The following is a 12,645-nucleotide window of genomic DNA, read 5'->3' on the forward strand; positions in this document are numbered from 1 at the left end:
GTAGACTCAATGGCTTCTGGAGCAAGAAATCCGATCGGTCGTTTCCGGTTCATCGGAAACTGCTCTACTCTGGCTTAGACGTCGTGATCGCGACGGCGGCCCCCGCGCCGTCACAACAATGGAGACGCCCCGTGCCGGTCCATGTCCTGTCCTGGCGCCGCACCGCGCCGCTGCTCGCGACCCTCGTGCTGCTCGGTGCCTGCGACCAGGCGGCCGGCATCGCTGGCGGCGCCGCGAACCAGGCGGCCGGGGTTGCCGGCGGCGCGGCTGGGCGTGCGGCCTCCGGCGCGGTGGCCGGCGCGGTCGGCGGACCGGCAGGCCAGGTGGCCGGGGCGGCGGCGGGTGCGGCCGCGAGCCCGGCGGCCGCGCAGCTCGCGCAGATGACCGCCGCGGCGGGGCAGAATGCCTGGGATTCCATCGCCGCCACCCAATTGGCGGCCTGCACCGGCGACGCCGACAAGGACTGCGCCGAGGCCCAGGCCCTGCGTGCGCGCGCGTGTCGGCGCCAGGCGGCCTCGGCGGCGCGGGACCAGCGGACGGGGTTGCTCGACTGCGCCGTCTCGGCCGGCCAGGCGGCGCTGGCGGCGGGCGGGGCCAACACCCAGGCGCAGCGCAACGGCTGGCGCGAGGAGCTGCTCGCCGCGCTGTTCGACCGACGCGCCATCACGCCGCGCGCGGGGATCTGCCCGGACAACGACCTGATGCGCGCCGAGGCCGACACGCTGCTGCGCGACGCGCCGGGCAATTCCAGCGCCCGGTTCTACGGCGGCAGCGCCCGGCTGGTCGGTGTGTCCGTCTCGTGCGGGGCCGACGACCAGCGTTGCGCCGACCTGGCGCAGGCGGTGCGCCTGCTCACGCCGCCGCAGGGCGACCAGCGCTGGCGGGACACGCTCGAAGGCGTGCGCACCCAGCAGCGCGTGGTGGTCGGCTGCCCGGACGCCGCCTGACGTCGCGCCCGGTCAGTCCACGCGCGCGCCAGACGCCCGGATGATCGGCGCGAGGCGCGCTTCCTCCGCCGCGCGGAAATCGGCGATCTGCTCGGGCGTTGTCGGCCAGGCGGTCGCACCCTGGTCCAGGTAGGCGCGCTTCAATTCCTCGGTCTCGAGCGCGCGCCGCGCCAAGGCCGCGATGCGCGCCACCACCGCGGGCGGAATGCCCGCCGGGCCGCATAGGCAGGTCCAGGACGTCATGTCGAAGCCGGGCAGCGTCTCGGCGATGGCGGGGGTGTCGGGCACCACCGGGCTTCGTGCGAGCGAGGTCACGCCCAGCGCGCGCACCCGCCCCTCCCGCGCCTGCGCCAGCGCGCCGGGGATATTGTCGAAGATCATGTGCACCCGCCCGGCGATGATGTCGGGATAGGCAGCCGCACTGCCGCGATACGGGACATGTGTGATCTCCACGCCCGCCATGGCGCGGAACAACTCGCCCGAGATGTGCAGCGTGGTGCCCGACCCGGCCGAGGCATAGCTGTACTTGGCCGGGTTCGCCTTCAGGTGCGCGATCAGCTCGGGCACGTTGCGCGCGGGGATATCGTTGTTCACCACCAGCAGGTTGGGCAGCTGCCACATGCCGGACGCGAAGGTGAAGTCACGATGCGGGTCGAACGGCAGGCGGGCATAGAGCGTCGGCGCGATGGCATGCGTGGCGATGCCGCCCAGGCCCACCGTGTAGCCATCCGGCGCGGCGGCTGCGATCGCCTGGTTGCCGACGATGCCGCCCGACCCGGTGCGGTTCTCGACGACGAATTGCTGGCCCGAGAGTTCCGCCATCTTCTGGCAGATCTGGCGCGACAGCGTGTCGGTCGGCCCGCCGGCGGTATAGGGGTTGATGTAGCGGACCGGACGCGCCGGCCAGGCCTCCTGCGCGCGGGCCAGGCGCGGGGCGGCGAGCAGACCGGCGGCCGCGACAAGGCTGCGACGGCGGATGGCGATCAGCGTCATGCGGAATCCTCCCTGGCGGCCCGCTTTGGTCGGGGCCGCTCGACCGCCAGCCTAGAGCACATGCCGACCGGACGGAATCGTGCAATCCGGGCGAAGATGCCTGCCAAAACAAGCCGCTAGTGAGGCTGACGCGCGCCAGGGCGAACGGTGCGGTTCCCGGCTGCCGTGCAGCTTTCACGTGGGAATGCCTGCCCCGAAGCATGGCAGCCGCAGGCGCCCCGCCATGGCCGGGCCGTAGCGGCCGCGGGTTGGCGCTCCCCGTTGCTCGTGCTAACCGCCGCGCGACCGACAGGCGCGTCTGCCGCGCCCGCTTCGAAAGGCCCTGACATGTCCGAACAGCAGACTCCGCCCGTGAACGGCGGCGCCGCCCCTGCCACCGGCCCGGTGGTGCTGAACCTGCAGTTCACCAAGGACCTGTCCTTCGAGGTGCCCGGCGCGCCCGAGATCTACCTGACCATGCGCGAGGCGCCGGCGATCAACATCGCCCTCGATGTCCAGGCGCGCCGGCTGCAGGAAGGCCAGGAGACCTACGAGATCTCCCTGCAGATCCGCGCCGACGCCAAGACCGGTGCGGGCGCGACGGCCTTCATCGCCGAGTTGGTCTATTGCGGCATCTTCACCCTGAACGGCGTGCCGGCCGAGATGCTGGAGCCCGTGCTGCTGGTGGAATGCCCGCGCCTGCTGTTCCCCTTCGCCCGGAACATCCTGGCCGATGTCACGCGCGACGGCGGCTTCCCGCCGGTGCTGCTGGCGCCGATCGACTTCGTGCAGCTGTGGCAGTCGCGCCGCGGCCAGCCGTCATCCGCATCCGTGGCCAATGCCTGAGGGAACGCGGGGCCTTGATTCGGGCGCGGGGCGGGACATGTGCGGACAGGCCATGACCAAGCGCCGCGTCGCCATCGTGCTGTTCAACCTCGGCGGTCCGGACCGCTCCGAGAGCGTGCGGCCGTTCCTGGTGAACCTGTTCACCGACCCCGCCATCCTGCGCGTGCCAGGCTTCATCCGGCCCTGGCTCGGGCGGCTGATCGCCTGGCGGCGCACCAAGCCGGCGATGGAGAACTACGCCGTGCTGGGGGGCAAGTCCCCGCTGCTGGAACTGACCGAGGAGCAGGGCCGCGCGCTCGATGCCGCCATGGCGCATGACCCGGACATCGAGGTCCGGTCCTTCGTGGCCATGCGCTACTGGCACCCGATGTCGGATGAGGCCGCCCATGCCGTGAAGGACTGGGCGCCGGACGAGGTGCTGCTGTTCCCGCTCTATCCGCAGTTCTCGACCACCACGACCGGCAGTTCGATCGCGGCCTGGGACGAAGCCTGCCGCAAGGCCGGGCTGTCGGTGCCCACCACGACGCTGTGCTGCTGGCATTCCGATGGCGGCTTCGCCGCCGCCACCGCCCGCCTGGTGCAGGACAGCTTCGAGAAGGCGCGCGCGGAACTGCCGGCCGATGTGAAGCTGCGCATCCTGTTCTCGGCGCACGGCCTGCCCGAGAGCATCGTCAACGCCGGCGATCCCTACCAGTGGCAGGTCGAGCAGACCGTGGCGTCGGTGGTGAAGCACCTCGATATCCCGGATATGGACCACATCGTCTGCTACCAGTCGCGCGTGACGCCGCAGAAGTGGATCGGCCCGTCCACCGAGGACGAGATCGAGCGCGCCGCCGAGGAGAAGGTGGCGATCCTGATCTGCCCGATCGCCTTCGTGTCCGAGCATTCGGAGACGCTCGTGGAACTGGACGTGGAATACCGCGAAGAGGCCGACCACCTCGGCATCCCCGGCTATTTCCGCGTGCCCGCGCAGAACTCCGACCCGGCCTTCATCGCGGCGCTGGCGGACCTGGCGCGCGGCGCGCTCGGGTCGGGGCGGTCGCTGTGTTCCTTCGCCGGCGGACGGCAATGCCCGAAGCAGCATCGCGACTGCCCGCATGCCAAGGCGCGCGTCGAGGCGCGCGTGGCGGTCAAGGAACCCGCGTGAGCCGACCTGCCGCGGTCCTGTTCGACTGCGACGGCGTGCTGGCCGACACCGAGATGCTGGTGAACACGCTGGTGTCGGAGCAGCTCACCGCGCTCGGCTGGCCCATGAGTGCGGCGGAATCGCGCGAAACCTTCCTCGGCATGGCGCTGCCCGACATGGTGCCGCGGATCGAGGCGCGGGTCGGCCAGCTTCCGCCGGACTGGGTCGAGGAAATCTCGACCCTCATCGCACACGAGATGAATCGGCGCACGCCGCCCATCCCGGGCGCTGCCAATGCGTTGCGCGCCGTGGTCGCCGCCGGCGTGCCCGTGGCGGTCGCGTCCAATTCCGGGCGCGCGGAACTGATGGCGAAGATGCGGTCGCTGGGCCTTGCTGCGGTCTTCGCCGACCGCGTGTTTTCCTTCGAGGATGTCGACCGCCCCAAGCCCTGGCCGGACATCTACCTGGCGGCGGCCGCCGCCTGCCACGTTGCGCCGCAGGATTGCGTCGTGATCGAGGACAGCGTGCCCGGCGTGCGCGCCGGCCGCGCTGCCGGCTGCCGCGTGCTGGGCTTCGCGCACGAGACGCCTGCTGGTGTCCTGTCGGCGCATGGCGCCGAGCCTTTCGCGTCGATGGCGGAGTTGCCCGCCCTGCTGGGCCTCTAGTCTCGGCCGGTCCGGGGGACACGGTCCCCCGGGCGGGGATCCCGCGGGGCGGCGCCCCCCGGTTCACGGCGCGACCAGCATCACCCACAGCGGCAGCGTGACGATCGACACGATGTGCTCGGTCGTCGTGATCGCCGCCATCAGCGGCGCATCGCCGCCCATCGCGCGCGCCATGACATAGGATGTGGCGGCAGTCGGCAGCGCCATGAACACCACCGCGACCGCGGTCGCGAGCGGCGGCACGCCCAGCAGCACGCACAGCCCCCAGGTGACCGCCGGCATCACCACCAGCTTCAGCACGCCTGTCGCCGCCTGTACGCCCACCCGGTCGGAGAAGGATTGCAGCGACAGCGCCGCCCCCACGCACAGCAGGCCAAGCGCGACCGAAGCCCGACCCAGCGTCTGCACCGTCGGCGCCAGACCCGCCGGCAAGCCGCCCAGGGCCGCGATGCCGAAGCCGATTCCCACCGCCAGCAGCAGCGGGTTCAGCGCCAGTTGCCGCAGCACCGCAAGCGGCCGCGGCGGCCCGCGCTGGCCATCGAAGGCGAAGGCGAGCGTCGTGACGGTCTGCACGAAGGGCACGATGATGCCGGTGGCGACCGCGCCGAAGCCGGTGCCCTCGGCGCCGAACAGCGCGCCGACGATGGCGAAGCCCATCAGGTTGTTGAAGCGGATGCCGCCCTGCAGCACGGATGTCATGGCCGGGTGCGCCAGTCCGAGCACGCGCGACAGCGCCAGCGCCGCCAGGCTGCCCAGTGCCAGCGCGCCCCAGATGGCGCCGGCGATCCGCCCGAGCGGCAGCGTGGCGAGGTCGAGCGGCGACAGCGCGGCGATGATGAGCGAGGGCAGCAGCACCCAGTAGATCAGCCGCTCCATCCCTGCCCAGACCGCGTCGTCGCGCAGCAGGCGCCGCTTCAGCAGCGCGCCGAGCGCCAGCAGGGCGAAGGCCGGCACGAAGGCATCGAGCCAGGCGTTCATGCGCACCCCGGACGAGACGCGCGCCGGCCGCGCACCACTGCATTGGCGCAGGCCGATTCGCAGGACGGACATCGCCACGCGTCCGTGCAAGCGGCGCTTGCCCGTCCGCTGCAGCCCGTTCCGCTTGTCTTGGCCCGCTGCAACGCGTCTAGCCTTCCGTTGTCGCGCGCATCTTCACCCCATCGGAGGGTTCCATCCGATTGGCGTCTGCTCGCGCCGCGCTGCCGCCCGGCAGCACCGGGCGTGTCATGGAACGGCCATCACGCCCGTGGTCCCGGGTCGCCCCAGGGCAGGGTGGCGGGCGCTGCGGCGATGGCGGACAGGCACGTTGCTTCCGTCACGCCCTGCGCGGTGCCATGCGCCCGTGCTGCGGCATGCGCCACGACCAGCGCGCCGCCCTGCGGATAGAGCACGAGGTCGAGTCGGCAGGGCGGTGCCTCGTAGAGCCAGATCTCGGCCTCGCCTTCAGCGCGGCGCAGCGCGGGGTCGCCGAGCATCCGGCGGAGTTGGTCGGCGCTCGACCCCATGAGCGCCGCCGCCGACCCAGGCGGCGTGCTGCCGCGCTGGCGGGGGCCTGGCGCGACAGCTGGTGGCGTGGCGGCCGCGACCGAGGGCCGGCCCGCAGGCGGTGCCGCCCGACCGGATTGCGCAGGTGCCGCGCCGCCGGCCATGGCGAGGCTCGCCTGGGTCGAGAACAGTGCCTGCTGCAACAACGCTGTCGCTTCCTCGCCCCGGTCGGCAGAACAGCCCAGGGCCAGGATCGGCAGCAGGACGGCCGGGCGCAGGCCAGACATCGGGCGCGCCCGGGCCGGATCGTCAGGCGTCGGCGGGCTCGGTGGTGCGGGCCGGCGCGGGCACCGGCACCGGCGCCAGGCGCGGCGCGGTCGCGGCCGGGGCATCCCCGGTGATCATCTCCATCTTGCCGGAGAGCTGGCCGCCATCCTCGACCGACAGGCGGCGCGAACGCGCCACACCGATCACCCGGCCGGTGGCGCGGATGGTCAGGCTGCCATTGACGGTGAGGGTGCCGTCGAACACGCCGGCAATCTCGGCGTCCTCGACCTGGACCTCGCCCTTGAAGACGCCGGAATGGCTGATCACCAATTCCTGCGCCTGCAGCAACTGGCTTTCCATGGTGCCTTCGATGACCAGCTTCTCGGCCTCGGTCACCGTGCCCTGAAGGCTGATGCCCTTGCCGATGATCATGGTGCGGCGGTCGGCGGCCTCGGCGCGGCCGGGGCCACCACGGGCGGCGGCCGGCCCGCTGGGCGCGGCGCCGGGTGCGGGCGGCACCCGCGCCACGCCGGCGCCGGCGGGCGGTGCGCTGGGCTTCGGCGCGGCGGGGCCCGATGCCGTAGCCGGCAGCGGAACGCCGGCCGGCCGGAAGGGCGGCATGGCGAGGTCGGAATCGCGCGCGACCGGCACGCTGGCCGGCGTGGCTTCGGGCTGGCCCGTCTCATCCTTGCGGCGGAAGATCGACATGTCGGTTCCCCTCGATTCCCGGCTGTTGCGTGGTGCCCGTCGGGGCTAGCACGCGCCGGAAGCCCGCCACAACGCCGCAGCCGGGATTATCCCCAGGAATCACCACCTCACGCGATCGTGCCACGCTGCAGCAGGTGAACGGCGGCCGCGGTGCCCAGCACCGGCACCAGCAGGTTGAGCAGCGGCACCAGTGCCATCGCCGCGAGCACCAGGCCGAGTCCCCAGCCGGACCAGCGCAGGCGGCGCCAGGCCGCGCGCGCCTGCGCCGGGTCCATCCTCAGCAGCGCGGTCTGCTGCACCATGCCCGACCCCAGCGCATGGGCCGAGACCGCGAGCGCCAGCACCACCCCCACCACGGGAATGAACAGCAGCGGCAGCAACAGCACCTGCACGACCAGCAGCCGCAAGCCGAATCGTAACCCGAACGCCACCTGCGCCGCGACCGAGGCGCCCCGCGGCGGCGGCAGGGCCGGGTAGTGGCGGCGTTCCACCGCCGCAGCGACCGGTTCGACCAACTGTGCCGCGATCGCCGCCGCTACCGGCAGGAACAGCCACCAGGCCAGGACCAGCGCGGCCAGCCCGCCGCCCGCCTGGGCCAGCCAGGACAGCCAGCCGGTCCCGCCGGCCAGCCAGGCCGCGCCCTCGATGGCGCCCCAGGTGAGCAGCCCGACCGCCAGCAGGGCGCCGAGCACGCCCCACAGCAAGGGGCGCCGGAAGGCTGGGTCGTCGAGTTGTGCGAAGGCGAGTGCGACGGCGCGGATCATGCGCCGCCATATCGGACGGATCGCGCGTCACGACGAGGGGGGCGCCGCCGCACCGGCCCGCAACGGCGCTGCCGGGCGGCACGCTGCGCCCCGGTTGGGCCGTGCCGGGCCGCCCCTGCCGCGTCAGTGCACGGTGATGCGCTGGCGGGCGATCACGGCGTTCGCCGCATCCGCCGCGCCCATGACGTAGCGGAGTTCGTAGGTGCCCTTTTCCTCGGGCAGGGTGATCTCGCCCTGCGCCGCCTCGCCGATGGTGAAGTAGGTGATGTACTGGTCGCCAGCGGAATCGACCGCGGCGACGGCGATGTAATCCGCACTGCCACGCGGCCCGGTGAAGCCGACCGTCATCGGCGTGCCGGCGGCACCGGTCGCGGGCGCGGTCAGCGTCGCGGCCGGCGCCGTCGCGGTGATCGGGCGGCGCAGGATGATCTCGGCGCTGCCCGGCGCGACCAGGACATAGCGCAGCTCGTACCGCCCGGCCGTTGGCGGCAGGTGGAAGGCGACCTCGCCGCCTTCGGCATAGGCCCAGGAGCCCTGGATATAGTCGCTGGCAGCCGCATCGGGCGCGACGATGGCGATGAAGCTGCCCTGCGATGCCGCGGCCGGCGCGAAGCGGATCGTTACCGGGCTGCCGGCCATGCCGCTGTCCGGACCATCCAGCGTCGCTGTCGCGGCGGTCACCGCCAGCGGCCGGGTCGCCAGTGGCGTGCCGTCGATGCCCTCGACGAAGCGGATCTCGTACGCGCCGGCGGCCGCCGGGGCGGTCAGGGTCAGCGGCGTCGCGGCATCCTCGACATAGACGAAGCCGCCCGCGATGTACTGGGCGGGCGGCGCGCCCGCCGGCACGATGCCGATCCAGGAGCCCGGCGCGCGCGGGCCGGTCCATTGCACCGCGACCGGGCTGCCGGCGGCGGCCTCGGCCGGCGCGGCAAGGGTGGCGGTGACCGGTGTGACCGTGATCGAGGCACGCCCGATCGGCCGCGCGGCACGGGCCAGCACGTAGCGGACCTCGTAGGCGCCGGCCACGCCGGGGGCGCGCAGCGTGGCGGGGCTGCCGTCGCGGGCATAGGCGTAATGGCGGGTCTCGGGTTCCTCCTGGCCCTGCGCGGCGGGGGCCATGACCAGGTAGTCGCCGGGTTCGTTCGGTCCGGTCCAGGTGACCTCGACCGTCGTGGTGGCATCGACGCTGGTGCGCGCCGGCGTGACCGTCGCGCGCGGCAGCGCGTCGGCCAGTGGCACGACGATCTCGGCCGGGGCGGTCGCGGTCACCTCGGCGGTCACGGTGCCGATGCGGTCGATCGTCGAACCCGTGACGATGTAGCGGCCCGGCGCCAACGGCAGGCTGGCGGCGCTGCCTTCATGCACCGGCGTTTCCTCGCCTTCGCGCAGCACGGTGAAGGTGGCCTCCGCCAGGGTCGGGCCGCCGGGGCCGTTGGTGGCGCGCAGGCCGACGCCACGCGGGGGCGCGACAGGGGTGGTGGGCGCGGGCCGCGCCTCGGTGGCGCGGGCCAGGGCGCCGGCCAGTTCATCCGCATTGGCCGCGGGCACGAACACCCCGCCGGTGCGCTCGGCGATGCAGGCGACGCGGGCGCGCTCGGAGGCCGTCCGCAGGTCGAAGCCCACGACATGGGCGGTGAAGGACGCATTGGCGGATTCGAGCTCAGCAGCGAGGGCGCAGGGGTCGCCGTCGCAGGTCTCGATGCCGTCGGTGACCAGGATGATGGTGCCGCCACGCTCGCGCACGCGCAGCGCCGCCGCCGCCTGGCGGACCGATTCGGTCAGCGGCGTCCGGCCGCGCGCGGTCAGGCGGTCCAGCGCCTGGCCGGCCGCGGCGGCGTCCACCGGGCCGGGTTCGAACAGCACCTGGATGTCGCTGCATTGCCCGGCGCGGCGATGCCCATAGGCCATCAGCCCAACCCGGCTGCCGGCGGGGAAGCGGGAGAACATGCCGCGCACCGCCTCGCGCGCGATCTCGAGCTTGGTCTGGTCGCCGATCCGCCCCCACATCGAGGCCGACATGTCGAGGATGACGATGGTCTCGCCCGCTTGCTGCGCCGGCTGCTGCGCATGCGCGGATGGCGCACCGAGGCAGGCGAGCGTGAAGGCAAGGCCAAGGAAGTGGCGCATCAGGGTCCGGCTCCGTGCGATGTCGCTTTGATTGACGACGTTGCCGCAACCATCGCGGGGACGCGCTGCAACGGCAAGATCTGCGCGGCGCTTCGTGCAGCCGGGTGGCCCGCGCGACACCGGGGACGGGCGCTGCGCGCGCCGACCGCAGCGCGCGCCATCGCGGTTCGCGGCGCCACGCGCTAGACGGGGCCGGCATGATGATCGACCTCCCGGTTGCCGAGGCGCTGCCGCGCCTCACCGCCGCGCTGCGCGCCGCGCCCAACGCCGTGCTCGTCGCACCACCCGGCGCGGGCAAGACCACGTTGGTGCCGCTGGTGCTGAAGGACGAGCCCTGGGCCGAGGGAAGCCGCATCCTGGTGCTGGAACCGCGCCGCGTCGCGGCCCGCGCGGCTGCCCGGCGCATGGCCGACATGCTGGGCGAAGGCCAGCCCGGCGGCACCATCGGCCTGGCGACACGGCTCGACCGCCTGGTGTCCGATCGCACGCGCGTCGAGGTGGTGACCGAGGGCCTGCTGGTGCGCCGGCTGCAATCGGACCCCGGCCTGGAAGGCGTGGCCGCGGTGCTGTTCGACGAGGCGCATGAGCGCAACCTCGACACCGACCTCGCGCTCGCATTGTGCCTCGACCTGCAGGCGAACCTGCGGCCGGAGCTGCGGCTGCTGGCGATGTCGGCCACGCTGGACGGCGCGGCCTTCGCGCGGCTCATGGGCGCCGGGGCGTCGCAGGATGCGGAGACCGGGCCGGATGACGCCTCCGCGCCCGCCGGCGGGCCGACGATCGGGCTCGCCGAGGCGCCGGTCATCGAAAGCCTGGGTCGCGCCTTTCCGGTGGAGGTGAAGCATCGCAGCCGCGACCTCAAGGACGCTCGTGACTTGCCCGAGGCCATGGCGGGCGCCATCCGCGACGCGCTGCGCGACCACCCCGGCGATGTGCTCGCCTTTCTGCCCGGCTGGGGCGAGATCAGGCGCACGGCCGAACGCCTGTCGGGCCTCGATGCGCTGGTCGTGCCGCTGCATGGCGAACTCCCGCCGGCCGAACAGGATATCGCGCTGAACCCCGCGCCGGATGGCCGCCGCAAGGTGGTGCTGGCGACCTCCATTGCCGAGACGTCGCTGACCGTGCCCGGCGTGCGCATCGTGGTGGATGGCGGGTATCGCCGCGCGCCGCGGCTGGATGCCGCGACCGGCCTGTCGCGGCTGGCCACGCTGCGCATCGGCCGCGCGGCCGCGGAACAGCGCGCCGGGCGCGCCGGGCGGCAGGCGCCGGGCGTTGCGATCCGCCTGTGGACCGAGGCGCTGCACCGAGGCCTGCCGCAGGCCGACAGGCCCGAGATGCTGGAGGCGGAGCTCTCCTCCCTGGTGCTGGATTGCGCCGCCTGGGGCGCGGCGCCCGCAGCACTCGCCTTCCTCGACCCGCCGCCGGCCGGCGCGGTGGCCGCGGCGCAGGCGCTGCTGCGCGATCTCGATGCGCTGGACGGGGCCGGGCGCATCACCGATGTCGGGCGGCGCATGGCGCGCCTCGGCACCCATCCGCGCCTCGCGCGCATGATGCTGGCAGCGACGGATGACGGGGAACGCGCGCTGGCGGCGGACATCGCCGCGCTGCTCGAGGAACGCGACCCCATTCGCGGGCGCGACGCGCCTTCCGATATTCATCTGCGCCTGGACCTTCTGCATGGCCGCGACCGCGGCGATTCCGACGCAGGTGCCATCCACCGCATCCGCCGCGCCGCGGCGCTGCATCGGAGGCGGCTGCGCGTGCATGGGTCGGTCGCGGCGCAGGGCGATGCCGGCGCGCTGCTCGCCGCCGGTTTCCCCGACCGCATCGCGGCCAAGCGCGGCACCATGGATGGCGCCTTCCGGCTGGCATCAGGCCAGGGCGCCCGGCTGCCTGTGACCGATCCGCTCGCGCGTGCCGCGCTGCTGGCCGTGGCCGACCTGGAACTGCAGGGCACCGACACGCGCATCCGCATGGCAGCGCCGATCGACCGCGCCGTGCTGGAAGCGCGCTTCCCGGAACGGCTCCGCCGCGACGAAGGGGCGGCCTTCGACGCACGTGCCGGCGCCGTGGTGGCGCGGCGCCGGCTGATGTTCGGCCCGCTGGTGCTCGAGGAATCGACGCTGCCGCATGCCGACCCCGCCGCGGTGGCGATCGCCCTGGCCGAGGCGGCGGCCGAACGCGGGCTGCGCGACCTCAATTGGATCGACGCCGCGCGCCAGGCGCAGGCACGGATCGGCTGGATGCGGCGGGTCGAGGGCGAGGCCTGGCCGGATGTCTCGGACGCCGCGCTGGTGGCCTCGGTGCGCGACTGGCTCGCGCCGCACTTGCACGGGCGCACGCGCCTGGCCGAACTGCGCGCGCTGGACCTTGCGGTGCTCCTGGTCGATGCCCTGCCCTGGGACCGTCGCCGCGCGCTGGATGCCGCGCTGCCGGCGCGCATCGCCCTGCCGGGCGGGCGGTCCGCCGCCATCGATTACGCGCGCGACACCCCCACGCTGGAGGCGCGCGCGCAGCACCTGTTCGGCTTGGCCGCCATGCCGCCGCTGGCCGGCGGGCGGGTGCCGCTGCAGGTGGCGCTGCTGTCGCCCGCCGGGCGTCTGGTGGCCGTCACAGGCGACCTGGCAGGCTTCTGGAAAGGCGGCTGGGCGGAGGTGCGCCGCGACATGCGCGGCCGCTATCCGAAGCACGCCTGGCCGGAGGATCCGGCAGCGCCTGGTTGAACGGGCGGGGTGGCA

11 protein-coding genes are annotated in these 12,645 nt (G+C 73.6%); 5 read left to right on the top strand and 6 right to left on the bottom strand.

Translation table 11 applies throughout. The features are described 5' to 3' along the window. Positions 1–131 precede the first annotated feature (131 nt). Entirely contained in the window at positions 132–947 is an 816-nt protein-coding gene (locus MWM08_RS01645; protein WP_244457731.1) for a hypothetical protein, read from the top strand. Positions 948–959: 12 nt separating this feature from the next. Here MWM08_RS01645 and MWM08_RS01650 read toward each other — a convergent pair whose 3' ends face one another. Continuing rightward, the gene (locus tag MWM08_RS01650) at positions 960–1,940 is read right to left on the bottom strand and encodes a Bug family tripartite tricarboxylate transporter substrate binding protein (RefSeq protein ID WP_244457732.1); all 981 of its coding nucleotides are present in this window, start codon (positions 1,938–1,940) and stop codon (positions 960–962) included. Positions 1,941–2,267: 327 nt separating this feature from the next. Here MWM08_RS01650 and secB point away from each other — a divergent pair, with 327 nt between their 5' ends. The 3 genes from secB to MWM08_RS01665 are packed head-to-tail and all read left to right on the top strand — an operon-like array spanning position 2,268 to position 4,556. Continuing rightward, complete coding sequence (gene secB / locus MWM08_RS01655) at positions 2,268–2,765, top strand: protein-export chaperone SecB (RefSeq protein WP_244457733.1); 498 nt, start codon at positions 2,268–2,270, stop codon at positions 2,763–2,765. A gap of 52 nt (positions 2,766–2,817) precedes the next feature. Next, the gene (hemH, locus tag MWM08_RS01660) at positions 2,818–3,912 is read left to right on the top strand and encodes a ferrochelatase (RefSeq protein ID WP_341482850.1); all 1,095 of its coding nucleotides are present in this window, start codon (positions 2,818–2,820) and stop codon (positions 3,910–3,912) included. Then, positions 3,909–4,556: an HAD family hydrolase gene (locus tag MWM08_RS01665; protein WP_244457735.1), complete on the top strand. Its 648-nt coding sequence runs from the start codon at positions 3,909–3,911 to the stop codon at positions 4,554–4,556. Before hemH ends, MWM08_RS01665 begins: the two co-directional genes overlap by 4 nt. A gap of 63 nt (positions 4,557–4,619) precedes the next feature. On the opposite strand, the gene MWM08_RS01670 is transcribed toward MWM08_RS01665, so the two are convergent. From MWM08_RS01670 to MWM08_RS01690, 5 genes are all read right to left on the bottom strand, one after another. Beyond that, a complete protein-coding gene (locus MWM08_RS01670) occupies positions 4,620–5,606 on the bottom strand; it encodes an AEC family transporter (protein WP_244457736.1) in 987 nt (328 codons plus the stop codon). Positions 5,607–5,794: 188 nt separating this feature from the next. Further along, the gene (locus MWM08_RS01675; protein WP_244457737.1) at positions 5,795–6,328 is read right to left on the bottom strand and encodes a hypothetical protein; all 534 of its coding nucleotides are present in this window, start codon (positions 6,326–6,328) and stop codon (positions 5,795–5,797) included. Positions 6,329–6,350: 22 nt separating this feature from the next. Beyond that, a complete protein-coding gene (locus MWM08_RS26395) occupies positions 6,351–7,016 on the bottom strand; it encodes a bactofilin family protein (protein WP_279323226.1) in 666 nt (221 codons plus the stop codon). Positions 7,017–7,123: 107 nt separating this feature from the next. Then, positions 7,124–7,780 (bottom strand): EI24 domain-containing protein, encoded by a 657-nt coding sequence (locus MWM08_RS01685; RefSeq protein ID WP_244457739.1) that lies wholly within the window; start codon positions 7,778–7,780, stop codon positions 7,124–7,126. A gap of 123 nt (positions 7,781–7,903) precedes the next feature. Next, positions 7,904–9,907 (bottom strand): VWA domain-containing protein, encoded by a 2,004-nt coding sequence (locus tag MWM08_RS01690; protein ID WP_244457740.1) that lies wholly within the window; start codon positions 9,905–9,907, stop codon positions 7,904–7,906. Positions 9,908–10,104: 197 nt separating this feature from the next. Between MWM08_RS01690 and hrpB the strand changes: the two genes are divergently transcribed. After that, positions 10,105–12,630 (top strand): ATP-dependent helicase HrpB, encoded by a 2,526-nt coding sequence (hrpB, locus tag MWM08_RS01695; protein WP_244457741.1) that lies wholly within the window; start codon positions 10,105–10,107, stop codon positions 12,628–12,630. Positions 12,631–12,645: the final 15 nt, after the last annotated feature.

Source organism: Roseomonas fluvialis, assembly GCF_022846615.1.
Classification (GTDB): Bacteria; Pseudomonadota; Alphaproteobacteria; order Acetobacterales; family Acetobacteraceae; genus Neoroseomonas; species Neoroseomonas fluvialis.

Excerpts from the sequence above, each read along its gene's own strand:
- MWM08_RS01685 (WP_244457739.1), bottom strand. The coding sequence starts at position 7,780 with ATGATCCGCGCCGTCGCACTCGCCTTCGCACAACTCGACGACCCAGCC.
- MWM08_RS01650 (WP_244457732.1), bottom strand. The coding sequence starts at position 1,940 with ATGACGCTGATCGCCATCCGCCGTCGCAGCCTTGTCGCGGCCGCCGGT.
- MWM08_RS01670 (WP_244457736.1), bottom strand. The coding sequence starts at position 5,606 with ATGTCCGTCCTGCGAATCGGCCTGCGCCAATGCAGTGGTGCGCGGCCG.
- hemH (WP_341482850.1), top strand. The coding sequence starts at position 2,818 with ATGACCAAGCGCCGCGTCGCCATCGTGCTGTTCAACCTCGGCGGTCCG.
- MWM08_RS26395 (WP_279323226.1), bottom strand. The coding sequence starts at position 7,016 with ATGTCGATCTTCCGCCGCAAGGATGAGACGGGCCAGCCCGAAGCCACG.
- hrpB (WP_244457741.1), top strand. The coding sequence starts at position 10,105 with ATGATGATCGACCTCCCGGTTGCCGAGGCGCTGCCGCGCCTCACCGCC.
- secB (WP_244457733.1), top strand. The coding sequence starts at position 2,268 with ATGTCCGAACAGCAGACTCCGCCCGTGAACGGCGGCGCCGCCCCTGCC.
- MWM08_RS01675 (WP_244457737.1), bottom strand. The coding sequence starts at position 6,328 with ATGTCTGGCCTGCGCCCGGCCGTCCTGCTGCCGATCCTGGCCCTGGGC.
- MWM08_RS01690 (WP_244457740.1), bottom strand. The coding sequence starts at position 9,907 with ATGCGCCACTTCCTTGGCCTTGCCTTCACGCTCGCCTGCCTCGGTGCG.